This is a genomic window from Kitasatospora sp. NPDC023118 (genome assembly GCF_055560875.1).
Genome location: NZ_JBVHHW010000007.1, coordinates 91,355 through 114,113, shown reverse-complemented (window position 1 = coordinate 114,113; position 22,759 = coordinate 91,355). Strand labels below are relative to the sequence as shown.

The 22,759-nt window shown below is 71.4% G+C and carries 23 protein-coding genes; 14 read left to right on the top strand and 9 right to left on the bottom strand.

The genetic code is table 11. The features are described from left to right. Positions 1-23 precede the first annotated feature (23 nt). Complete coding sequence (locus ACZ3UD_RS11310; protein WP_465585242.1) at positions 24-1,022, top strand: adenosine deaminase; 999 nt, start codon at positions 24-26, stop codon at positions 1,020-1,022. Positions 1,023-1,092: 70 nt separating this feature from the next. Here ACZ3UD_RS11310 and ACZ3UD_RS11305 read toward each other — a convergent pair whose 3' ends face one another. The 4 genes from ACZ3UD_RS11305 to ACZ3UD_RS11290 all read right to left on the bottom strand — a co-directional run bounded on the left by ACZ3UD_RS11305 (position 1,093) and on the right by ACZ3UD_RS11290 (position 3,853). Beyond that, positions 1,093-1,725, bottom strand: a complete 633-nt coding sequence (locus ACZ3UD_RS11305; protein WP_465585240.1) for a vitamin K epoxide reductase family protein — start codon at positions 1,723-1,725, stop codon at positions 1,093-1,095. Further along, positions 1,722-2,516, bottom strand: coding sequence for a DsbA family protein (locus ACZ3UD_RS11300; RefSeq protein ID WP_465585238.1), 795 nt, complete (start codon positions 2,514-2,516; stop codon positions 1,722-1,724). Before ACZ3UD_RS11300 ends, ACZ3UD_RS11305 begins: the two co-directional genes overlap by 4 nt. Positions 2,517-2,621: 105 nt before the next feature. Beyond that, the gene (locus ACZ3UD_RS11295; RefSeq protein ID WP_465585237.1) at positions 2,622-3,281 is read right to left on the bottom strand and encodes a hypothetical protein; all 660 of its coding nucleotides are present in this window, start codon (positions 3,279-3,281) and stop codon (positions 2,622-2,624) included. Positions 3,282-3,379: 98 nt separating this feature from the next. Continuing rightward, the gene (locus ACZ3UD_RS11290) at positions 3,380-3,853 is read right to left on the bottom strand and encodes an SRPBCC family protein (protein ID WP_465585235.1); all 474 of its coding nucleotides are present in this window, start codon (positions 3,851-3,853) and stop codon (positions 3,380-3,382) included. A gap of 229 nt (positions 3,854-4,082) precedes the next feature. Here ACZ3UD_RS11290 and ACZ3UD_RS11285 point away from each other — a divergent pair, with 229 nt between their 5' ends. Continuing rightward, positions 4,083-4,952 carry an Fpg/Nei family DNA glycosylase gene (locus ACZ3UD_RS11285; protein WP_465585234.1) on the top strand — a complete coding sequence of 290 codons (870 nt, stop codon included), beginning with the start codon at positions 4,083-4,085 and terminating at the stop codon, positions 4,950-4,952. A gap of 59 nt (positions 4,953-5,011) precedes the next feature. On the opposite strand, the gene ACZ3UD_RS11280 is transcribed toward ACZ3UD_RS11285, so the two are convergent. Further along, complete coding sequence (locus ACZ3UD_RS11280; RefSeq protein ID WP_465585232.1) at positions 5,012-5,872, bottom strand: SAM-dependent methyltransferase; 861 nt, start codon at positions 5,870-5,872, stop codon at positions 5,012-5,014. 229 nt (positions 5,873-6,101) lie between these two features. On the opposite strand from ACZ3UD_RS11280, the gene ACZ3UD_RS11275 reads away from it, so the two are divergent. The 5 genes from ACZ3UD_RS11275 (at position 6,102) to ACZ3UD_RS11255 (ending at position 11,519) form a co-directional block, all read left to right on the top strand. Next, positions 6,102-6,986: a polysaccharide deacetylase family protein gene (locus ACZ3UD_RS11275; RefSeq protein WP_465585231.1), complete on the top strand. Its 885-nt coding sequence runs from the start codon at positions 6,102-6,104 to the stop codon at positions 6,984-6,986. A 188-nt stretch (positions 6,987-7,174) separates the two neighbouring features. After that, on the top strand, positions 7,175-7,501 hold the full coding sequence (locus ACZ3UD_RS11270; RefSeq protein ID WP_465585229.1) for a hypothetical protein: 327 nt from the start codon (positions 7,175-7,177) through the stop codon (positions 7,499-7,501). A 146-nt stretch (positions 7,502-7,647) separates the two neighbouring features. Then, on the top strand, positions 7,648-8,730 hold the full coding sequence (locus ACZ3UD_RS11265; protein ID WP_465585228.1) for a class I SAM-dependent methyltransferase: 1,083 nt from the start codon (positions 7,648-7,650) through the stop codon (positions 8,728-8,730). Between the two features lie 163 nt (positions 8,731-8,893). After that, complete coding sequence (locus ACZ3UD_RS11260; RefSeq protein ID WP_465585226.1) at positions 8,894-9,766, top strand: sulfurtransferase; 873 nt, start codon at positions 8,894-8,896, stop codon at positions 9,764-9,766. A 226-nt stretch (positions 9,767-9,992) separates the two neighbouring features. After that, positions 9,993-11,519 carry a M1 family metallopeptidase gene (locus ACZ3UD_RS11255; protein ID WP_465585224.1) on the top strand — a complete coding sequence of 509 codons (1,527 nt, stop codon included), beginning with the start codon at positions 9,993-9,995 and terminating at the stop codon, positions 11,517-11,519. Positions 11,520-11,583: 64 nt separating this feature from the next. On the opposite strand, the gene ACZ3UD_RS11250 is transcribed toward ACZ3UD_RS11255, so the two are convergent. Continuing rightward, positions 11,584-12,393 carry an AAC(3) family N-acetyltransferase gene (locus ACZ3UD_RS11250; protein WP_465585223.1) on the bottom strand — a complete coding sequence of 270 codons (810 nt, stop codon included), beginning with the start codon at positions 12,391-12,393 and terminating at the stop codon, positions 11,584-11,586. A gap of 214 nt (positions 12,394-12,607) precedes the next feature. Here ACZ3UD_RS11250 and ACZ3UD_RS11245 point away from each other — a divergent pair, with 214 nt between their 5' ends. Continuing rightward, a complete protein-coding gene (locus ACZ3UD_RS11245; RefSeq protein WP_465585222.1) occupies positions 12,608-13,903 on the top strand; it encodes an MFS transporter in 1,296 nt (431 codons plus the stop codon). Between the two features lie 214 nt (positions 13,904-14,117). Here ACZ3UD_RS11245 and ACZ3UD_RS11240 read toward each other — a convergent pair whose 3' ends face one another. The 3 genes from ACZ3UD_RS11240 to ACZ3UD_RS11230 are packed head-to-tail and all read right to left on the bottom strand — an operon-like array spanning position 14,118 to position 17,406. Continuing rightward, complete coding sequence (locus ACZ3UD_RS11240) at positions 14,118-15,446, bottom strand: MFS transporter (protein WP_465585220.1); 1,329 nt, start codon at positions 15,444-15,446, stop codon at positions 14,118-14,120. Further along, the gene (locus ACZ3UD_RS11235; RefSeq protein WP_465585218.1) at positions 15,443-16,414 is read right to left on the bottom strand and encodes an LLM class flavin-dependent oxidoreductase; all 972 of its coding nucleotides are present in this window, start codon (positions 16,412-16,414) and stop codon (positions 15,443-15,445) included. Before ACZ3UD_RS11235 ends, ACZ3UD_RS11240 begins: the two co-directional genes overlap by 4 nt. Beyond that, positions 16,411-17,406, bottom strand: coding sequence for an FkbO/Hyg5 family chorismatase (locus ACZ3UD_RS11230; RefSeq protein ID WP_465585216.1), 996 nt, complete (start codon positions 17,404-17,406; stop codon positions 16,411-16,413). Before ACZ3UD_RS11230 ends, ACZ3UD_RS11235 begins: the two co-directional genes overlap by 4 nt. 415 nt (positions 17,407-17,821) lie before the next feature. Between ACZ3UD_RS11230 and ACZ3UD_RS11225 the strand changes: the two genes are divergently transcribed. The 6 genes from ACZ3UD_RS11225 (at position 17,822) to ACZ3UD_RS11200 (ending at position 22,755) form a co-directional block, all read left to right on the top strand. Next, positions 17,822-18,271 carry a MarR family winged helix-turn-helix transcriptional regulator gene (locus ACZ3UD_RS11225; protein WP_465585215.1) on the top strand — a complete coding sequence of 150 codons (450 nt, stop codon included), beginning with the start codon at positions 17,822-17,824 and terminating at the stop codon, positions 18,269-18,271. Positions 18,272-18,501: 230 nt separating this feature from the next. After that, entirely contained in the window at positions 18,502-19,968 is a 1,467-nt protein-coding gene (locus ACZ3UD_RS11220; protein WP_465585214.1) for an AMP-binding protein, read from the top strand. Continuing rightward, positions 19,965-20,231 carry a phosphopantetheine-binding protein gene (locus tag ACZ3UD_RS11215; protein WP_465585212.1) on the top strand — a complete coding sequence of 89 codons (267 nt, stop codon included), beginning with the start codon at positions 19,965-19,967 and terminating at the stop codon, positions 20,229-20,231. Before ACZ3UD_RS11220 ends, ACZ3UD_RS11215 begins: the two co-directional genes overlap by 4 nt. A gap of 118 nt (positions 20,232-20,349) precedes the next feature. Next, a complete protein-coding gene (locus ACZ3UD_RS11210; protein ID WP_465585211.1) occupies positions 20,350-20,724 on the top strand; it encodes an ectoine synthase in 375 nt (124 codons plus the stop codon). Positions 20,725-20,944: 220 nt separating this feature from the next. Beyond that, complete coding sequence (locus ACZ3UD_RS11205) at positions 20,945-22,063, top strand: acyl-CoA dehydrogenase family protein (protein ID WP_465585209.1); 1,119 nt, start codon at positions 20,945-20,947, stop codon at positions 22,061-22,063. 17 nt (positions 22,064-22,080) lie between these two features. After that, positions 22,081-22,755: a transglutaminase-like domain-containing protein gene (locus ACZ3UD_RS11200; RefSeq protein WP_465585208.1), complete on the top strand. Its 675-nt coding sequence runs from the start codon at positions 22,081-22,083 to the stop codon at positions 22,753-22,755. The last annotated feature ends 4 nt before the right edge of the window (positions 22,756-22,759 follow it).

Genomic DNA, 22,759 nt, shown 5'->3' with positions numbered 1-22,759 from the left:
CACTACCTCCGGACAGATCGCTGATGCCGCTTCCCAAGGCCGAACTCCACCTGCACATCGAAGGCACCCTGGAGCCCGAACTCGCCTTCGCCCTCGCCGAGCGCAATGCCGTCGCACTCCCGTACGCCGACACCGAGGAGCTGCGGAAGGCGTACTCCTTCAGCGACCTGCAGTCCTTCCTGGACCTCTACTACGCGCTGATGGCCGTGCTGCGCACCGAGCAGGACTTCGCCGACCTCGCCGACGCGTACCTGGCCCGGGCCGCCGAGCAGGGCGTGCGGCACGCCGAGATCTTCTTCGACCCCCAGGCGCACACCGCCCGCGGGGTGCCGCTCGGCGTGGTGGTGGACGGGCTGACGCGGGCGCTGTCGCGCAGCGAGGAGCGGTACGGCATCAGCACCCGGCTCATCATGTGCTTCCTGCGCGACGAGTCCGCCGACTCGGCGCTGGAGACCTTCGAGGCCGCCCGCCCCTACTTCGACCGGATCTCGGGCATCGGCCTGGACTCGGCCGAGGTCGGCAACCCGCCAGCGAAGTTCCGCGAGGTCTACCGGCGGGCCGCCGAGGCCGGCCTGCGCCGCGTCGCCCACGCGGGCGAGGAGGGCCCGGCCTCGTACATCACCGAGGCGCTGGACGTCCTCGGCGTGGAGCGGATCGACCACGGCCTGCGCTGCCTGGAGGACGGCGAACTCGTCGCCCGCCTGGTCCGCGAGCAGATCCCGCTCACTCTCTGCCCGCTCTCCAACGTCCGCCTGCGCTGCGTCGACACCCTCGCCGACCACCCGCTGCGCGAGATGCTCGACGCCGGCCTGCTGGTCACCGTCAACTCCGACGACCCGGCCTACTTCGGCGGCTACGTCGAGGACAACTTCCGCGCCGTCCGCCAGGCCCTCGCCCTCGACCAGGAGACCCTGCGCCGGCTGGCCGCCAACTCCTTCCGTGCCTCCTTCATCGACGACCAGCGCCGGGCCGAACTCCTCGCCGAGGTCGAGAAGTTCACCTTCGCGCCGGTCGAGGGCTGACCAACCGGGCCGGGGGTGGCGGGGACCACCGCCGCCCCCGCCCGTGGCAGGTGGGGGCGGCGGAGGTGGATCAGATCAGGGTGCTCCAGTAGTACCAGAACCGGTTGAGGATCAGCAGCGCGATCACCGCGTACCACAGGGCCGGGACGACCCAGTGGTAGCGCGCGGCCTCCCGCACGACCACCCGCGCCTTCGGGCCCACCGGGATCACCCCGCTGCGCAGGTTGTGCAGGGTGGTGTACCAGAACAGCGGGATCACCGCCGCCCACACCACCATGCAGTACGGGCAGAGCGCGCCGATCCGGTACAGCGCCTGGTACATCAGCCAGCTGACGAAGCCGACCCCGAAGGCCGTCCCCGCCTGCAGGCCGAGCCAGAACCAGCGCCGGTACGTCGCCCCGGCGAGCAGCCCGGCGCCGACCGCGACGACGACCCCGAAGCCGACCAGGCCGATCAGCGAGTTGGGGAAGCCGAAGGCCTCCGCCTGGCCGCTGCGCATGATCGAGCCGCAGCTGATGATCGGATTGATGTTGCAGTTGGGGACGTACGACGGGTCCCGCAGCAGCCGGATCTTGTCCAGGGTGAGGACCGTCGAGGCGACCAGGCCGACCAGGCCGCCGATCACCAGCAGCCAGGCGGACGGACGGTTCGCGCCGTAGGTCCGCGCGGCGTTCGTCCGCGCGGCGGGGGCGGCGGCCGTCACCCGGTCACCTGCTTGACCATCGCGGTGAACTGCTCGGGGGAGGCGGCCTTGCCGTTGCTGAGGACGTCCAGCTTCTTGCCGTCCAGCTTGACGGTCGGGGTGCCGGTCACGTCGCTCTTGTCGAACTCCTCGTTGACCTTGGCCGCCCAGGGCGCGTAGGTGCCGTCCTGGACGGCCTTGACGAAGGCGTCGGTCTTCAGGCCGGGCACCTGGCCGGCCAGGTCGAGGATGTGGTTGACGTCGCCGAAGGCGTCGCTGCGCTCGTCCGGCTGGTTGGCGTACAGCACGTCGTGGAACTGCTTGAACTTGTCCACGCCCTCGTTCAGCGCGGCGCCGGCCGCCGCCAGCGCGGTGCGCGAGCCCTTGCCGCCGAGGTTCTTGTCCAGGAACGTCGCCAGGTGGTACTCGATCTTGTACGTGCCGTTGTCGGCGAGCTGCTGGACGGTCTTGCCGGTGGTGGTCTCCAGCTGCTCGCAGAACGGGCAGCGGAAGTCCTCGTAGACCTCCAGGGTGTGCGGGGCGTCGGCCTTGCCGTAGGTGATCACGGTGCCGCCGGTGCCGGTCACGTTGGCCGGGACGACCAGCGGGCCGCTCGCGGCGGCGTCCGAGGAGGAGCCGGAGGAGCCGCCGACGGCGAAGGCCACGCCCGCCGCGAGGGCGAGCACGGCGGCGCAGGCGGCGCCGACCACGACCCGGCGGCGAATGCGACCGGAGCGCTCGGCCTGGGCGCGGGCGGTGCGCATGCGCTCGGTGGCGGTGGTCTGCTTGTCGGTCTTACGGGTGTTGCTCACGGGGTGTCGTCCTGTGCTCTCGTGTGCTCTCGGGCATGCGCAGGTGCGGGCGCGACGGATCGGCGTCCGCGCCGGGGAGAGGGGACCGGCCGAGCGGAGGGATGCTCAGGCGGCCAGGGCGAACACCGGCGGGCCACGCCGGACGGCCGGACGGACGGCCACGTCCTCGGCCGGGACCAGCGCGCGGCTGGCCCGGGGGAACGGCACCCGCGCCACCGGACGGGCCGGGACGGGCGCGGCGAGCAGCAGCAGCCAGCGGGCGGCGGCCGGAAGGTGGCGCTGCAGGAACTCGCCCAGCATCCGGACGGCGTGGGCGAGCCCGGCCAGGGCGGCGTCCGCGCGGCGCAGCCAGAACGCGCCGGCCAGCGCGATCACCGTGTGCAGCAGCAGGAGCAGCAGGACGCCGGTCTGCTGGGAGACACCGTGGTCGAGCAGGAACCCGCCGAGTGAGCCTCCGCCGCACAGCAGCGGCTGGAAGCCGTGCGCGGCGCCGGGCGGCAGGGAGGGGCAGGTGCTCTGCGCGAGGTCGAACAGTGCGCTGACACCCAGCTCCAGCGGCAGGAACACCGCCGCGATCGCCGGGTAGCCGCGCTCGCGGCCGGCCAGGGCGAGGGCGACGACGAACACGGCGACGGCGGCCAGACCCATCGTGCCGACCGGCAGTGCCCGGCCGGTGACCAGCACCTGGCCGAGCCCGGCGAGCAGCACGACCAGCGCGGCGAAGACCGCCGCGCGGAGCGTCCTGGTGACCGGGCCGATGTCCATGGCATCCGAGTCTGCCACAGGTCGGAAGCGCAACGGTCGGCCGCACAGCGGGCTGTGAACAGCCTCACCACCCTCCCTGAGCTGGGCTTATGTGCTTCTTACGGAGTGTCGTGGGAGTCGTGCGGGTGACCGTCGGCGGCACTCACCCGGGCCTCGACCAGCTCCCGGAAGTGCTCCAGGTCCTCGCGCACCGCCCGCTCGATCGCCCCGGCCTGAGCGAAGCCGCGCGGGCCGCCGAACTCCCGCTGCACCGCCTCCGGGTCGTACTCCACCCGGATCTGCAACCGGGTGTGCCGGGCGTCGAGCGGCAGCAGCGCGAAGGCACCACGCAGATGGGCGTAGTTCAGCGTCCGCCAGGACATCACCCGGCCCCGGCCGAGATCGGTGATCTCGGTGTCGACCGAGTGCTCGGTACCGCTGACCCGCACCCCGAGGTGCGCGAGGTTCCGGCCGTGCGGGTGCGCGCTGCGGACGCCGTCCACGAACTGCGGGTACTCGTGCACCCGGTGCAGCTGCTCCCAGGCGGCGAGGACGGGGGCGGCGATGTCGATCTGTTCCTCAAGAGTGCTCATGAGCCCTCCTCGCTGCGCTGGGTGGGCGATTCGCACAACGCGCGCCCTTCGATGAATCCTCCCCGGCCTTCGGCCGGGGGGACCCCGTGCTGCGCTCGCTCATTGCGGGGCCTCCTCGGGTCCCAGCCTCCTCTTCGGGACGGGTGGAGGCAAAGGGTGCTGGGTCGGGTGGTGAGGAGGGACGGCTGACGGAGAAGCGGGGCGGGGCGTGGTGGGGGAGACTGGGCGCATGCCGGAGCTGCCCGAGGTGGAGGCGTTGAGCGCCTTCCTGTCCGAGCGGCTGACCGGGCGGGTGATCGCCCGGGTGCAGCCGGTGGCGATCAGCGCGCTGAAGACGTACGACCCACCGGTGACGGCCCTGGAGGGACGGACGGTCGGGTCGGTGACCAGGCACGGCAAGTTCCTGGACGTCGAGGCCGGCGGGCTGCACCTGGTCGTCCACCTGGCCCGGGCCGGCTGGCTGCGCTGGAGGGACGGCCTGCCCGCCGAGCCGCCGCGTCCGAGCCCGAGGAACCCGCTCGCCCTGCGGCTGCGCCTGGCGGGCGAGGCCGGGGACGGCTTCGACCTCACCGAAGCCGGGACGAAGAAGGGGCTCGCCGTGTACGTGGTGAAGGACCCGGCCGAGGTGCCGGGCGTGGCCAGGCTCGGCCCGGACCCGCTCGACCCCGGCTTCACCTTCGAGGACTTCGCCGCCCTGATCCGGGGCGACCGCCGCCGGATCAAGGGAGTGCTGCGGGACCAGAGCGTGCTGGCGGGCGTGGGCAACGCCTACTCGGACGAGGTGCTGCACGCGGCCCGGATGTCGCCGTACAAGCTGGCGGCCAGTCTGACGCAGGAGGAGACGGCGCGGCTGTACGAGGCGCTCGGCGGCACGCTGCGCGACGCGGTGGAGCGCTCGCGCGGGCTGGCGGCGGGGGAGCTGAAGGCGGAGAAGAAGATCGGGCTGCGGGTGCACGGGCGGACCGGCCGGCCCTGCCCGGTCTGCGGGGACACCGTGCGGGAGGTGTCCTTCGCGGACTCCTCGTTGCAGTACTGCCCGACCTGCCAGACCGGGGGCAAGCCGCTGGCGGACCGCCGCCTGTCGCGGCTGCTGAAGTGACTCCCCGGGCGGGACGGCGCGCGGCCGTCCCGCCCGGGGGTTTGTAGCACGTGACGGCGTCAGCGCTTGATGGCGACGCCGCCCCAGTAGTACGCCGCCTTCGGGTCGGCCGGCGGTTCGCCGTCCGGGCGCCAGGCCAGGACCGGGGCGACGCCCGGCTCGACCAGCTCCCAGCCGTCGAAGAAGCGGAGCACGTCGTCGTAGCCGCGCGGCACCAGGGTCATCCCGCCGGCCCGGGCCGCCTCGGCGACCTTGCCGACCGCCTCCGGGTCGAAGTCCGGGGTGGGGGTGGTGAGGGCGATGCAGCTGCCGACGGGCAGGGCGTCGCGCAGCGCGGCGACCCGGCCCCACGGGTCGTCCTCGTCGGCGATCAGCATCAGGACGGCGATCATCAGCAGGCCGACCGGCTGGGTGAGGTCCAGGGTGGAGGTGAGCGCCGGGTCGGCGAACAGCTCCGCGGGCTTGCGCAGGTCGGCGTGGATGTAGGTGGTGCGGCTGGCCGGGCTGGAGACCATCAGGGCGCGGGCGTGGGCGAGCACGATCGGGTCGTTGTCGACGTAGACCACCCGGGTGCCGGGGCTGACCGTCTCGGCGATCTCGTGGGTGTTAGGCGAGGTGGGGATACCGGTGCCGAGGTCGAGGAACTGGCGGATGCCGTGCTCCCGGGCCAGGTAGCGGACCGCCCGGCCCTGGAAGGCGCGGTTGGCCTTGGCCATCTCCTTGACGCTCGGCACGGCCTCCTCGATGGCCTGCCCCATGGCGCGGTCCGGCGGGAAGTTGGTCTTGCCGCCCAGCCAGTAGTCGTACACGCGCGCTGAGTGCGCAGTGGTGGTGTCGACGCCGAAACGTTCCCACTGGCTCAGCTCGGCGGCGTCCTCGTCCTGTGGGCCCTGCTGGGGGAAGTCCTGACTTGTCGTCATGGCCACGTCCTCTGATGGCGGATCATCACACTGGGGAGCACAGCGTAGCGGCCTCGGCGGGAAGCCGGGCGTCCGGTCGGGGAAGGGTCGGGTGTGCGGGGTGTACGGCCGGTCACCCTGGGCCGTCGGAGTGGTGATCGGGGCCGTCGGAGTTGCCCTCGGAGATCGGCGGTCACCGGCGGGGGAAGCATCCAGAATGCTGTCAGATCGTCAGATTAAAGTCTCGATGATGTCTCGGATCACCTCGCGTAGGTTGTTGCTGGTCGCCGCGGGGATGTCCCTGCTGGGCGCGGCCGCCGGTTGCAAGAGCCCCTGGAACGAGGGGGATCACGCGTCCTCGGCGGCCGGTCCGGAGACCGCCGCGGCGGGTGGGGCCGGCGCCCCGGTGCCCTCGGCCGTGCCGCTCGGAACACCATCGCCGTGGCCGTCCGTCTCGCCCGCCGTGCCCTCACCGGTGCCGCCCTCAGGCTCGGCCTCCGCGCCGAGCCTGGAGCCCATTCGCCGGGTGCTCACCGATGCGGAGAGCAAACCGGTGTACGAGCTGGACCCGGCGCAGCGGGTGGTGGCGCTCACCATCGACGACGGCCCGGACCCCCGGTACACGCCCACCGTGCTGGATCTGCTCGCGCAGCACGGGATCCGGGCGACCTTCTTCCTGATCGGCGAGAACGTCGTCGAGCACCCGGGCCTGGTGAAGGAGATCGCGGACCGCGGCCATCACATCGCCAACCACACCTGGACCCATCCGGACCTGCGGCACATGTCCGAGGACAAGGTCCGGGACGAGCTGGAGCGGACCTCCGACCTGCTGCACCGGACCACCGGTCGGCAGCCCACCTGGTTCCGCGCGCCGGGCGGGGACTGGTCTCCGGTGTCACTCAAGGTGAGCGCCGACCTCGGGATGCGGAACCTGGGCTGGTCGGTGGACCCGCGGGACTGGGCCCAGCCGGGCACCTCGGCGATCACCGACCGGATCCTCAAGGACGTCAGGCCCGGGTCGATCGTGCTCAACCACGACGGCGGCGGGGACCGCTCGCAGACGGTGGCGGCGCTGAGGCTGTACCTCCCGGCGCTGATCGACTCGGGGTACTTCTTCACGGCGCCGCCGAACTGACATGCGGATTCCGGGAATCGGGCGTCTGATACGGGCAGGCATCGGCGGGTGCGGCGAGTAGCGGCTTTGCCATTTAAACCACTCGAACGAGTGGATTGGGAGAACCGTTTCTGCGGATTTTGGGCCTCTAGGGTGATCTCGCACCAATTCCTTTGGTACCCCGCGTACCACCTGAAAGGCCCTTACCCATGCGTCTCCGCAATGCCGCGCTCGCCGTCGCCACTGCCGTCGCCCTCGTCCTCGCCGTCCCGATGTCCGCCAACGCCGCCACCGGTGATTTCCTCTACAAGGTCGGCCCGGGCGTTCCGGTCGGCATCGCCGACCCGGAGAGCGGTAAGTGCATCGACCTTCCCTTCACCACCGAGGAGAAGCCGGGCTTCGCTCCGGAGAACTTCACCAACTCCACGGCGACGGTGTTCCTCGACTTCGACTGCAACGGTGACACTTTCTACGTCATGAACCCCGGGAAGAGGCTCGGCGACCGGCTGAAGCTGCGCTCTGTGATCTTCTCCTGACCCATTGACGCTTCTCCGATCCAGCCGGTCTCCGGCGACGTGCGGGGCAGTTCGGCGACCCCCTGGAATCGTCGGGCTGCCCGCCCGAACCGCACGCGCGTAGCGTGACAGGAGGGGGTCGCCGTCCCGGCTACGGAGGAGGAGTGATGTCCGCACGGGAGCTGGATGTGGCGAAGCAGGAGGACTTCGCCGGACGCGTGCTGGAGGTCCTGAACGACGCCTGCCTGGGACTCCTGACCAGCATCGGCCACCAGACCGGGCTCTTCGACCTGATGGCCGGGCTCGCGCCGTCGACCAGTGAGGAGATCGCTCGCGCCGCCGGGTTGAACGAGCGCTACGTGCGCGAGTGGCTGGGCGGCATGGTGGTCGCCGGGTTCGTCGAGTACGACCCGCGACAGCGCACCTACACGCTGCCGCCCGAGCACGCGGCGTCACTGACCAGAGCGGCCGGCCCGGCGAACCTGGCGGGCATGATGCCGTTCCTCGCGATGATGGGTGAGGTCGAGCAGGAGTTGCTCGGCCACTTCCGCACCGGCGGCGGAATGCCGTACTCGGCCTACCCGCGCTTCCAGCAGCTGCAGGCCGAGGAGACCGCCCGGGTGTACGACCTGGTACTGGTGGACGCGATCGTGCCGATGGTGCCCGGGCTGACCGAGCGGCTGCGGGCCGGGATCGACGTGCTGGACGTCGGCACCGGGCAGGGGCACGCCGTCACCGTGCTCGCCAGGGCGTTCCCCGCGAGCCGGTTCACCGGGATCGACATCTCTGCCGAGGGCGTCGCCGCCGCCCGCGAATCGGCGGCCGAACTCGGCCTCCACAACGCCTGGTTCGAGGTCGCCGACTGCGCCGAGCTGATCGGCAGGTACGACCTGGTCACCGCCTTCGACGTGATCCACGACCTGGCCCGGCCGACCCGCGCCCTGGCCGCGATCGCGGGCGCGCTGCGGCCCGACGGCGTCTTCCTGATGGGCGACGTCGACGCCAGCAGCAAGCTGGAGGAGAACATCGACCACCCGCTGGCGCCCGCGCTGTACACCTTTTCGACCTTCTTCTGCATGACGGTCTCGCTCGGCGAGGACGGCGAGGGTCTCGGGGCGGTCTGGGGCGAGCAGACGGCCCGGCGGATGCTGGCGGAGGCCGGGTTCCGGTTGGTGGACGTGAAGCGCGTCGAGGGGGACGTGCTGAACCTGTACTACCTGGCCCGGCTGGACGGCGCGGCGGGCGGCTGACGGACCAGTCCCGGTTCGGACCGGGCCGGAGTGGACCGGGCCGGACGGTCGGCGTAGCTTCGAACTGTCCGGCCCGGTCGCCGGCGCCCCGCAGTGCCCAGCGCGGCCTGCCCCTGCCCGTGGTCGGGCGCCGCAGCCTGGGCAGAGCGAAGGAGGGCCTGGGATGACCGGCAACGGCTACGCGCACCCCGAGGCGCTGGTACGCACCGAGTGGCTGGCCCACCACCTGGACGACGGGACGATCCGGGTCGTCGAGGTGGACGAGGACAGCACCGCCTACGACCGGGACCACATCCCCGGCGCGGTCGGCTGGAACTGGACCACCGACCTGCACAGCCAGGTCGGCCGCGACTACGTCGACCGCGCGGGCGTCCAGCGACTGCTGCGGGCGGCCGGGGTGGAGGACGACACCACCGTGGTGCTGTACGGCGGCAACAACAACTGGTTCGCCGCCTACGCCTACTGGCTGCTGCGGCTGCGCGGCTTCGGGCCGGTGCGGCTGCTCGACGGCGGGCGCAAGAAGTGGGAGCTGGAGGGGCGGGAGCTCACCCGGGAGGTGATGGACTACCAGCACACCGGCTACCGGCTGACCGGGCCGGAGCGGCCCGAACTGCGGGCGCTGCGGGACGAGGTGCTGGCCAAGGCCGAGGTGTTCGCCAAGCCCGGCGCGGACGCGGTGCTGGTGGACGTCCGCTCCCCGGCGGAGTTCCGGGGCGAGCTGATCGCGCCGCCGCACCTGCCGCAGGAGCAGGCCCAGGTGCCGGGGCACATCCCCGGGGCGGTCAACGTGCCCTGGTCGCAGGCGGCCAACGACGACGGGTCGTTCCGCTCGGCCGAGGAGCTGCGGGCGCTGTACGGGGGCAAGGGCGTGGAGGCGGAGCGCGAGGTGATCGCCTACTGTCGGATCGGCGAGCGGTCCGCGCACACCTGGTTCGCGCTCACCGAGCTGCTGGGGTACCCGCACGTGAAGAACTACGACGGCTCGTGGACGGAGTACGGCTCGTTGGTCCGGGCGCCGGTGGTGCTGGGGGCGTAGCGGAACGCCCTTGGGGCGGGGCCGCTGGCGGGGCGGCCGGTGGGGCGGCCGTTCGGGTGGGACGGCCGGTGGGGCGCGGGTGACGGCTGGGACGGGTGACAGCGCTGCGGCGGCGTCATTTCGGCGCGTTTCTTTTCATGAACATCTCATAATCGGGGAGTGGACCACGGGCCACCGGGACAAGGATCGATCCAACCCATCGTTCCGGTGATCCTGGAGGACCACGTTGCGCAAGAGGCTGATCGTCTCTGCTGCCAGTGCCCTGAGCCTGTTCCTGGCCGTCCCCGCCTCGGCTGCCGACTTCCAACCCGGCGCGGCCGGGGTCGGCGACCCCTACTACCCGACCTACGGCAACGGCGGCTACCGCGTCTCGCACTACGACATCCGGCTGAAGTACCAGCCCGCCACCGACGAACTGGAGGGCACCACCACCATCCTCGCCACGGCGACCCAGGACCTGTCCCGGTTCAACCTCGACTTCGCGCTGAACGTCTCGGAGGTCCGGGTCAACGGGCGGCCCGCGACCTTCGCCACCAGCGGCGAGCAGGAGCTGGAGATCACCCCGGCCCGGCCGCTGGCCAAGGGCAGCCAGGCCACCGTGGTGGTCCGCTACAAGGGTGTGCCGTCCACCGTGGAGAAGTACGGCTTCACCGCCTGGCTGCGCACGCCGGACGGCGCGGTGGCGGCGGGCGAGCCCGAGTCGGCCTGGTGGTGGTTCCCGAGCAACGACCACCCGAGCGACAAGGCCACCTTCGACGTCTCGGTGCAGGTGCCGGACGGCAACCAGGTGATCAGCAACGGCATCCTGACCGGCGCCACCTCGCAGGCCGGCTGGACCCGCTACAGCTGGCGTGAGAACAAGCCCCAGGCGACCTATCTGGCCACGCTCGCGGTCGGCAAGTTCGACATCAGCGCGGACACCACGCCGAGCGGGCTGCCGGTCTACAACGCGTACAGCAAGGACCTCGGGGACAACGGGGACGCGGCCCGGGCCAGCGTCGAGCGCACCGGCGAGCTGGTGGACTGGCTGAGCGGCATCTTCGGTGACTACCCGTTCAGCTCGGTCGGCGGCTACGTCCCCAACGTCCCGACCGGCTTCGCCCTGGAGACCCAGACCCGGGTCTTCTACAGCCCCCGGCAGTTCGCCAAGGGCGCCAACACCTCGGTGGTCGTGCACGAGTTGGCCCACCAGTGGTACGGCGACAGCGTCTCGCTTTCGCGCTGGAGCGACATCTGGCTGAACGAGGGCTTCGCCCGGTACGCGCAGTTCCTCTGGTCCGAGCACGAGGACGAGGGCACCGCGCAGGAGCTGGCCGACTACGTCTACGCCTCGCACCCGGCCGACGACCCGTTCTGGACCGTCAAGCCGGGCGACCCGGGCGCGCAGAACCAGTTCGCGAACGCCGTGTACGACCGGGGTGCGGTGGCCATCCAGGCGCTGCGCAACGCCGTCGGGGACGAGAAGTTCTTCCAGATCCTCAAGGGCTGGCCCACCGAGCGGCGCTACGGCAACGCGACCATCCCGGAGCTCCAGGCGTACGCGGAGAAGGTGTCCGGGAAGAAGCTCGGCGACCTCTTCAACACCTGGCTGTTCACCGCCGCCAAGCCTGCCGTCGGGCCGGTGCCGGCGGGCACCCCGGCCGCGGCCTCGCTGGCGCCGGGGGCGGACCGGGGTGACAAGCAGCTGCCGGTGGAGCCGAAGTCCTGGAAGAAGATCCAGGACACCAACTCGCTGCACGACGCACGGCACTGACACCAAGCCGGGTAGTCGGGTGACGGGCACGGCCCGGCCGCTCGTGGAGACGTGAGTGGCCGGGCTACGCCGCTCCGGGGCCGTCCGCCGCCAGCAGTTCGGTGAGGCGGCGGACGGCGAAGGGTATGAGCTCGCGGACCGGGACGAGGCGGCAGGGCGCGTTGCCGACCAGCACCTCGCGGATGCCGGCCTGCTCCTCGAACTCCCGCCCCACGACCGGGAAGTGGGTGTCGTTGTCGTCGCCCACGTCGAGCGTCTCGATCCAGACCCGCTCCCCCTGGATCGCCATCGGGAACCGGCGCAGCTTGAGCCGCCGGTTGGGGACAAAGGTCTCGGCGTAGTGCAGGAAGGTGTTGCGGTTGTGCCCGACGCCGATCAGCAGCACGTACCCGCCGAGGTCGTGCAGGGCGCCGAAGGGCGACTCCCGGCCGATGGCGAAGCCGAGTGAGAGGCGGGCGGTGACCTCCCGGGCGTGGGCGCCGACGGCGGCGACCGAGGCCTGCGGGTGGGTGCTGCGCAGGCTCTCCGGCAGAGCGCGCAGCGCCTCGGCTATCGCGCCCATCCGGGAGGGCAGATCGGGGTGGAACAGCGGGACGGCGGAGCGGAGTTCGGCGATCTCGGGGGTGGGCACGCCGGTCTGCTCCGGCGCCGGGTCGCAGACCGTGCCGGTGGTGAAGGCGGGCGCCGCGACGGTGCCGCCCGGCCCGACCGCCTCGCGCAGGCTGGCCACCACGGCCTGCGCGCCGCCCTCGACCCGGCCGAGGCTGGAGAGTGAGGAGTGCACGATCAGCGACATGCCCTCGCGGACGCCGACCCGGCGCCAGCCGTCCACGAGTTCGGCGGTGGTGAGTGGGCTGGTGCCCGGTGTGGTCATGGTGTTGCCCCCTGGTGATGGTGCGTTAGGGGGCGACCGTAGCGGGCGGCACTGACAATCGGTCGACGGAGGAGGTGCCGCCGGGGACGAAGGCGTCCTCCTGGCCTGGTCGGGCCGGGTGATCGCCATATCTCTCGACATGAAGTATCTTGATGTCGAGATTGATGACGGTGATCGTGAGACGGGGGACCTGCGCGTGCGGGGGAACGGACTGTTGGCACAGCTGCGGCGGCCGCCGGGTGGGCGGGACGCGCGGATCATGCTGCTGGCGGAGGGAGTGGACCGGACCGGGACCGGAGTCTGGGCGGCGGCGTCGGTGCTGTATTTCACCTACGTCTGCGGGATGGACGCGGGCCGGCTCGGGCTGCTGCTCGGGGTCGGCGCGGTGGCGGGGATCGCCGGGTCGCCGCTGGCCGGGCGGGCGGCCGAGCGGCTGCCGGTGCGCGGGCTGCTGATCGGATGCCACCTGCTGCGGCTGGGGACGATGGGCCTGCTGCTGGTGGTCGACCACTACGCCGCGCTGCTGGTGGTCGTCGCCCTGACCTGCCTGGCCGAACGGGGCGCCAAGACCCTGGAGATGCTCTTCGCCACCCGGGTCGCGGGTGAGCGGCGCAGCACGTACCAGGCGGTGTTCCGCAGCGTGGCCAACGCCGGGTACGCGGTCGGCGCGGGCATCGCGGCGATCGGCCTGGCGGTGGGCACCACGACCGCCTACCGCGCGCTGATCGTGGCCAACGCGCTCTCGTACGTCCTGGCCGCGGCGATGATCTGGCGCACCGAGGAGCCGGACGGGCGCGGGCTGGTGACGGCTACCGCGGAGTCGGTGAACGGAGCGGCTGCCGGATCGACGGCCGGTGGGCCGTCGGCAGGCGAGCCGTCCGCCGTGCCGAGCCCCTGGCGGGACCGCGACTACCTGCTGTTCGTCCTGCTGGACCTGCCGATGTGCCTGGACGACTCGATCCTCAACGTCGGTCTGCCGCTCTGGCTCATCCACCACACCGACGCCCCGCACGCCGTCGTCCCGGTCTTCCTGACCCTCAACACCGTGCTCGTGGTGCTGCTGCAGATGCGCGTCTCCGCCTGGGCCGAGCGCCCGCGCGGGGTGACCACGGCGGTGGGCTGGTACGGGGTGCTGCTGCTGGCGACCTGCGTGCTGATCGCGCTCTCGACCGGCGGCGGCCCCTGGACCGCCACGATCGCCCTGCTGGCCGCCGCGGCGCTGGTCACGCTGGCGGAGCTGATGCGCTCGGTCAGCTCCTGGGAGCTGGCGGTCAGCCTGGCGCCGTCGCGTGCCCGGGCCTCGTACCTGGGAGTGGCGGGGATGTCCCAGTCGGTGCAGAAGTCGGTGGGCCCGATGCTGCTGACCGGCGCGGTGATGGTGGCCGGTCCGGTCGGCTGGCTGGCGCTCGGCGCCGCGTCCACCGGTCTCAGCCTGGTCCAGCGCCGGGCGAGCCTGCGACGGCTGGCGGTGGTGGCGGCGCCGGAACGGGCCCCGGTGGGCGTGGGATGACCCGACTCGACGCCTGACGTTCGGCGCTCGGGAGCTGACTTCCGGCCTCGCGACGGGACCGGCGCCTCGTCGTCGGACTGCCGGAGCCGGCCCCTCGGACGACGACGAGCGCCGTTCGCGGGGCCGGCGAAGCCGCCGTCGACCTGCTCGGGCGGCTGCCCCCGGTGGGGGCGCGCCGTTGGGGGAGGTGTGCCGGATCGGGTCTGGGTGGAGGTCATCTCCCGGAGTGGGAAGGTCGGTTGGGCGTGAGCCGGGCCGAGCAGGAGGCGGTGGCGGCCGCGGAGGGCGGTGGTGACGGCGAGGTCGTGGCCGCCGCCGGCGGCGCGTCCGTCGTGCCCCCGGTGGGGCGGGGTGTCCGCACGCGGGCCGAGTTGACCAGCAGCGATCCAGTGAGTGCCGCGGCGCCGGTGAGGGCCGCGAACACCGTGGCGGAGGTGGCGATTCCGGCGGCGTCGCTCAGGTAGCCGGTGAGGATGGGCAGGATGCCGGCGAACAGGTAGCCGCCCGCGCTGAGCGCCGCGTTGGCCTCGGCGAGGCGGCTGGGGGTGACCTCGGTTCCCAGGCGGGAGAAGCCGCCGTACTGGCCCATGCCCTGGCCGATGCCCGCGAGGACCGCCGCGACGGACAGTAGGGCGAGGGAGTGGGTGCGGACGGCGGTGGCGGTGGCGAGCATGGCGATCCCCGTGACGACGCCCGCGATGGTGAGAATGCGCCCGAGTGGCAGCTTCTTGATCGCGAACTGGATGCCGGTGGACGCTCCGAACATCATGAAGCCGATCCCGCCCGTCACCAGGCGGTTGCCGGTGTGCAGGAGCGAGCCGAGCAGGATCGGTCCCAGGGCGAGCAGGAGGGACGTGCCCGTCATTCCGGGGATGTAGGCCATCAGGCTGGTGGCCAGGCCGCGGCGGTTGACGCGGGGGACCGACGGCAGGCGCAGCCATCCCGCGGTGGGCGCCTCCCGGGAGGCCGGCGCGGGTGGCAGATGGAGGGTGTGGACGACGGCCAGGGCGGTCAGGAGCAGGACGCCTTCGAGGACGAACACGGTCACGGTGGGCGCCGCCCAGTACTGGGAGACGCTGCCGCCGAGCAGGGGGCCGGTCGCCAGGCCGGTGCCGATGGCCACCGACCCGGCGAGGACCGCCTGCGGGCGCCGCTCGGGCCCTCCGACGTGGGCGACCGCCGCCGTCCCCGCCGAGAGTGCCGCGCCGACCGCCACACCGGTGAGCAGTCGCGCGACGATCAGGGTGAGGACGTGGGTGGCCGTCATGAACAGGGCGCAGGACGTCAGGCCGGCGGCCAGGGCGGGGGCCAGGACGCGGCGGGTGCCGTACCGGTCGGCCAGGGCTCCGGTGAAGGGCAGGGCGAGGAGCAGGCCGCCGATGTAGGCGGCGAAGATGACTGTCTCGGTGCCGGTGGAGAAGCCGATGCGTTCCTGCCAGACGCCGAGCAACGGGGTGGGGATGTTGGACAGCATGAACACGGCGGTGATCGGCCAGGCCGCCGCCCACACCGCCCAGGCCGGCGCCTGCGTTCCGCGGTTCACAGGCCGCGGAGGATCGGGAGCAGTTCCTGCGCGGTCCGCTGGAGCGCGGTGCGGTAGCCGGCCTCCGTCAGTTCGTCGGTGGGAAGGCGCAGGATCAGGTGGCGGGCGCCGTTCTTGATGTACCGGTTGAGCCAGTCGGCGACCTCCTGCGGGGTTCCGCCGAAGATCCCCTGGGTGGTGCGCATGGTGGTGAGGGGGAGGCCGTAGTAGGCGTCGAAGTAGGACCACAGGGTGTCCTCGGCCCGCTGGGGGTCGCGGTTGACCGCGACGGAGAGGTAGACGGCGCCGGTGACGGCCTCGGCGGGGCGGCCTGCCTCCTGGCGGGCGGCGTCGACCTGGTCCCAGCCTTCGCCGTACTTCTCGGGGGTGGTGGAGGTGGGCATCCAGCCGTCGAAGTTCCGGCCCGCCCGCCGCAGCATCTTGGGCCCGGAGTGGGCGATCCACAGCGGGGGGCCCTGCGGCTGGTGCGGCAGGGGCAGCAGGGCCGCGTCCTGGAGCCGGTAGTGCTGTCCCTCGTACGAGACGGGCTCGCCGCGGGCGGCCCACAGGGCCTGGCAGATCTCGACGGTCTCCCGCATCCGCCCGAAGCGGGTGGTGAAGTCCAGCCCGTAGTTGGCGAATTCGCGTTCCGTCGCGGGAGAGGCGAAGCCGGATCCGATGCCGGCGATGAGCCGGCCGCCCGAGATCCGGTCGAGGCAGGCCAGTTCGTGCGCCAGGTGGACGGGAGGGCGCAGCGGCATGAGGACGGCGGTGCCCAGCTGGAGGCGTTCGGTGGCGGTGGCGGCCGCAGCGAGGGCGAGCAGCGGGTTCATCCGCGAGCGGGCGAGGGGGGATTCGCCGGCCCAGATGGAGTCGAAGCCGGACTCCTCGGCCAGGGCGGCGATGGAGGCGAGGTTGGCAGGGTAGGGGCCGTCGTCGATGACGCACTCGCGTCCGGGGAGGACGATGCCCACCTTGAGGTCGGTCACAGGTCCCACCCCCGAGCGGGGACGAGGCCCTCGATCTCGACGAGGAGGTCGTCACGGCAGACGGCGACGTTGAGGTACTTCACCTCAACGCCAAGACCAAGCTTCTCTTCACAGACCGCGCGTACCGCCGGAATATCGCCCTCATGTCGTACGTATGCCTTGATCATCCGGAGGTCTTTCAGGTCGTGGCCCGCGTCGATGCCCTGGGGGGCGAGGTTCTCGCGGGAGATCAGGTGGGCGATGTTGTCGAGGGTTTCCCGGGTCTGGGCCCGCACGTCGCCGTGGTGGACGGTCTCGTGGCCGAGGATGGACGCGGTGCCGGAGACGTAGAGCGTGTCGTCCAGGAGGGTGGCCCGGGCGAAGCTCGGCGACTTGGGGCCGTACTGGCCGGGGTAGTGGTAGGCGGACGTCTGCCGGCTGTTCTCTATGTGCCGGGGCACTCCTCTTCTCGTCGCCAGCAGGAAGAAGGCGATGCCGCGGCCCTGGGTGCCGATTCCGGTGGCGGCGGGGAGCTGGGCGGTGCTGTCCCCCATATAGGTGTGGAACGCCTGGGCGCGGCCCTGGACGAAGTCCTGGTAGACCTCCATGCCCTCGGCGTTGGTGCCGACGATGTCGCCGACGAAGTTCCACATCCGGAAGATGTGGCCGTAGTCGAGGTGGTTGACCAGGGCGAAGGCCTTCTCGTAGAGGGCGCGCACCGGGGGTGTGTAGACGTCCTGTTCCGGGAGGAGCCCGGCGACGAAGAGGTGGCGGCCGTCGTGGGCGTAGGCGTTGTCCTCGCGCAGGACCCAGCGCGGCCGGTCCGCCACGGTCCACACCTCGCGGAAGGCGTCGCCACCGGTGACGGCCATCGGAATGGTCAGGTCGGGGTGGCCGTGCTGGAAGCGGCTGAGGCCGGCGGTGTCGCCGTAGGTCACCGTGGCCAGGACGTGGCGCTCCCGCTCCGGGTGAGGTGACTGCGCGACGGGGGTGAAGTGAGCGCGGATGCTCATCTCAGCGGTCTCCTTCGATGCCGCACGCGGTGCCGTAGCCGGCCTGGTCGGCCTGCGTGCAGGAGGGGTGGACGTAGTCGGACCGGATCTGGATCTTCACCGGATCTCTCATCGCAGACGGCCTTTCCGGCCGGTCAAGGGATCGTGGAGGGGCACTCGGTGCCCTCGATCGGAGCGTGCGTCACCTTGAGCGGCCATGTGGTGGGGTCGGTGGAGAGGATGGAGCACGATCTGGCGCAGCGAGGCCGTGGTCGCCCGGGTCTTGCGGGCGGATGTACACAAGACATCTAAAAGGTTGCTTGTACGTGCAATCAAGTGTCGCCAGTGAATCCCTGAAAACGCAAACTCGGGGCGCCAGGATCTTGCATGCGCATGTACTCTGCTGTCAAGCAACACCTGTGCAAGGGAGGCACTTATGGCAACTTCACCCCACGCGCCCCTGCGTACCTCCGACCAGGCCGCATGGAACCGGGTGCTCACGCTCCACGCGTACGTGGAGCGCGAACTGGCCCTGGCCCTGCAGCGGCGGCACGGGATCGGACTGTCGGAGTACCGCTCACTGGAGCACCTGCACCACTCCAAGACGAGCGAGCTGCGCATGCAGGACCTGGCCGACAAGGTCGGTCTGGGGCAGTCGTCGGTGACGCGCCTGGTGGGCCGCCTCGAAACGGCCGGCTTCGCCTTCAAGGACCTGTGTCCGTCGGACAAGCGCGGTGTCTACGCGGTCATCACGGACGAGGGGCGCCAGCGCTACCAGGCCGCGCGTGCCACCTACGCGGAGGTCCTGTCGTCCGCGCTGAACACCTTCACCGCCGACCCCGAGCTGGGCCCCACGGTCCAGGCCCTCCGCGCGACCCAGGTCTGACCCGCGCCGGCTCGGCCACCCCCGCCCCGGCCCCGACCCCGAACGCACTCCGCGTTCGGGGTTTTTGCTTGGACATGCAACTGCGGTGTCCTGCGTCACACCCACTTCGCCAAGTGCATGCTTGACCAAGCATCCAGCTGCCCAGGTACCGTCAACCTCGACACCGCACGATTCGAACAGTCGATCGGTACCTGTTGCCGACGGCTGAGCCGACCGCGAGGAATCCCGCCGTGCCATCGTCCCTCCTGGCCGAGACCGTCGCCGCCCACGGCGAGGACCGGCCCCACCGCATCGCGCTCCACTTCAACGACCAGGCCGTCACCTACGGCCGGCTGAACGACCTGACCCGGAGTCTGCGACGTCACCTGTCGCAGCTGAACCTCCCGGCAGGCAGCACCGTCTGCGTGCCGGCGCACAAGAACCCGCAGACCGTCGCGCTGCTGCTGGCCGTCTTCCATGAGGGCCACATCGCCCTCGCCCCCTCCCCGGACCTGGGCGGCGCCGCGCTGGAGCGCCTGGCGCACCAGGCACGGGTCTCCCACCTGCTCACCCCCACCGCCGACGGTGAACTCACCGCGACGCCGGTGCCGGCGGACGAGGGCGAGGCGGAGGGATTCGCGGTGCCGGATCCGGCCCGGACCCGGTTGCTGCTGACCACCTCGGGTTCGACCGGGACCCCCAAGATCGTTCCGATCGAGACCGCCGGGTTCGACGCTTTCACCGACTGGGCCGTCGGCGAGTTCGCCCTGACGCCCGACGAGACCGCGCTGTCGTACGCACCCCTCAACTTCGACCTCGCCCTGCTCGACGTCTGGACCTTCCTCCAGCTCGGAGCGTGCGTCGTCCTGGTGGAGCAGCAGCGGGCGACCGACGCCGCGCACCTGGCCGCGCTGGCCGCCCGGCACGACGTCACCTTCGTCCAGGGCGTGCCGATGATGTACCGGCTGCTCCTGGAGCACGGCGGCACCTTCGCCGCCGTACGTCACGCGATCTTCACCGGCGACCGGATGCCGGCCGACCTGCTGCGACGTGTCGCGCCGGCCTTCCCCCGGGCCGCCTTCCACAACGTGTTCGGCTGCACGGAGACCAACGACTCCTTCATCCACCGCGTCGATCCCACCGCCGTGGACGGCCCGATGCCCATCGGCCGTCCCATTCGCGGCACCGACGCCCTGGTCGTCGATGCCGAGGGCGAAGTCCTCGCCTCGGCCGGCACCGGCGAACTCCTGGTGTCCACGCCGTTCCAGACCAGCGGCTACCTGCGCCGGGACCTGAACGAGGTGTTCACGCACCTGGAGGGCCGGGTCTTCTACCGCACCGGCGACATCGTCACCCGCACCACCGAGGGCCTGTACTTCCTCGAAGGGCGCGCGGACTGGCACGTGAAGGTCCGGGGCGTCCGCACGAACCTGCAGGAGGTGGAGAACGTGATCGCGGCCCACCCGGACGTCGCGGAGGCCGTGGTCGTGCCGCTGCCGGACCCGCAGGCCGGCGTCCGCCTGCACGCCCATGTCACCCACCGCCCGGGCAGCGGCCTCACCAGTCTCCGACTGCGCACCCACCTGGGCCGGCAGCTGCCGCGCCACGCCATCCCGGCCTCGGTGCACCTCACCGCCGCTCCGCTGCCCCGCACCTCGACGGGCAAGCCCGACCGAAACCTGATCAAGCAGAACCGCCTGAAGGAGAGCGACGCATGAGCACCACAGCCATCGCCACTGAGGTCCGCGCCTACGTCGTGGCCCAGTTCCTGGCCGGGGAGGACGTCTCGGACCTCACCGGTGACTACGACCTGCTCGACTCCGGAGTCATCGACAGTCTCGGCCTGGTGAAGATGCTCGGGCACCTCACCACGGCCTATCAGATCCCCGTCGACGACATCGACTTCGGCCCCGACGACTTCCGAACCCTCGACGCCATCGTCGCCATGATCGCGGAGCACCGCCCGGCCGCGGCCGCCTGACCGACCGCTCCGCCCGGTCCGGCCGACCGCGCGGCGTCCCGTCCGACGACTGCGCCGTCCCGCCCGACCGACCGCACCGAACCGCCGCACAACCCGATCCCGAAGGAGAACCAGAGAGATGTTCACCCGCAGCCTCGATGACGTCGCCCCTGTCGAGTGGGGCAACGGCCTGAGCTACCGACTCCTCACCAAGCGCGACGGCATGGGCTTCGCCGTCGCGGACACCCTCGTGCGCAAGGGCACTTCGAGTGCCCTGCAGTACCGCAACCACCTGGAGGCCTGCTACTGCATCGGTGGCTCCGGCGAGGTCGTGGAGAAGGACGGCACCCGCCACAAGATCGTCCCCGGCACCATCTACGTCCTCAACGAGCACGACCCGCACCACCTGGTGGCCTCCGCCGACGAGGACCTCCACCTGGTGTCGATCTTCAACCCGCCGATCAACGGCGACGAGAAGCACACCCTGTCCGAGGACGGGTTCTCCCAGTACTGAGCCGCCGCCCCACCGGCCGCCAGTCCACCAGTCCCGGCCCGAAACCCGCTCCCCGTCGGGCTTCGGGCCGGGGCCGGGCCGTGTCGGGCCGCGTGAGCGTGCGAGCCCGTGGCCCGACACGGCCCGGGCCATGGAACGTCGTCATGGCCTCACCTTGATCCACTGTTGCCCCGATCCGCACTTGCCCCGATACACCGTTGAAAGGGACCCAGGATCTCCCGTGACCGATGACCTCTTTCACCTCACCGCGCCGTGGGCCGAGCAGCTCAACGCCGGTACCCGCGAGTTGGACGCGGCGGGCGTCTTCCCCCACGAGAAGTGGAAGACCCTCCAGGAGACCGGCCTGCTGCGCGTCCCGTTCGCGCCGGAGTTCGGCGGCGCCGGCCACAGCCTCACCGAAACCATGCGTGCCCTGGAGGGTCTGGGCCACACCTCCCGCGACGCCGGCCTCTCCTTCTCCGCGTCGACGCAGATCGTGTCCGTGGGCACGCCCCTGCAGCGGTTCGGCAGCCGGGAACTGAAGGAGAAGCACCTGCCGAGGATCATGTCCGGTGAGGCGATCACCGCGCACGCGATCACCGAGCAGTCCGGCGGGTCGGACGCGATGAACCTGGCGACCGTCGCCCGCCGCGACGGCGACCACTACGTGGTCAGCGGCGACAAGATGTTCATCACCAACGCCCCGGTCGCCGACCTGTTCCTGCTGTACGTCCGCACCGGGAAGCCGGGCCCCTTCGGCCTCACCACCCTGCTCGTCGAGGCCGGCAGCCCCGGCCTGACCGTGGGCCCCGCGATGGACAAGATCGGTCTGCGTACCAGCCCGATCGGCACGCTCGCCTTCGACGAGCTGCGCGTCCCGGTCAGCCAGCGGGTCGGGCAGGAGGGCGCCGGATTCCGGGTCCTGGACTACGTGATGAAGCGCGAGGTCCTCTTCGGCTTCTCCATCACCCTGGGCGAGATGACCCGGCGCCTGGAGGAGACCATCGCCTTCGCCAAGGAGCGCCGCCAGTTCGGCCAGCCCATCAGCTCCTACCAGGGCATCTCCCACAAGATCGCGGACATGAAGATCCGGGTGGAGACGGCCCGCAAGTGGCTCACCGACACCGGCGCCAAGGTCGAACGCAACGAGGACGCCTCGCTCGACCTCGCGGCCACCAAGACCGTCGTGTCCGAGGCCAACGTGCAGACCGCGCTGGACGCGGTGCAGATCCACGGCGGCCGCGGCGTGCTCACCGAGCACGGCATCGAGCGCGACCTGCGCAATTCGATCGCCGGAACGATCTACTCCGGAACCTCCGAGATCCAGCGCAACCGCATCGCCATGCTCCTCGGACTCTGACCGACAGGAATCCCGACATGACCGACCAGCTGGACCACCTCACGCGCCCCACCGAATTCCTCGACTACGAGACCGACGAGGTGCAGGCCTTCATCGACCACGCCGTCAAGGACCGCTCCGCGGACCGGCGGACCAACGCGATCGAGCTGTACTACGCGGTGCGCGACGGCGTCGACTACGAGGTCTACGGCGCCCCGCTGTCCCGGGAGGGCCTCAAGGCCTCGCACACCGCCACCACCAAGTCCGGCTTCTGCCTGCACAAGTCCGCGCTGTACGCGGCCGCCGTGCGCGCCCTGGGCGTCCCCTCCCGCCTGGTGTACGGCGACGTGCGCAACCACCTCGCCTCGCCCCGCCTCCTGGACCACATCGGCGGCGACGTGTTCTTCCACGGGCTCACCCAGGTCCACCTGGACGGCAAGTGGGTCAAGGCCACGCCCGTGTTCAACAAGCTGCTCTGCAAGCTGTACGGCATGCAGGCCCTGGAGTTCGACGGGCTCAACGACAGCCTCTACCACCCCCACGAGGGGGGCGGCGCCATGGAGTTCCTCACCGACCACGGTTCCTTCGACGACGTCCCCTACGACTTCGTCCTCGAAGCGATGCGCCGCAAGCACCCCAGGTTCCTCGACGCCGGCGGCACCGGCACCGTCCGAGGCGGCCGCCTGGCCGACGAATCCGCGCTCACCCGGTAGGAGA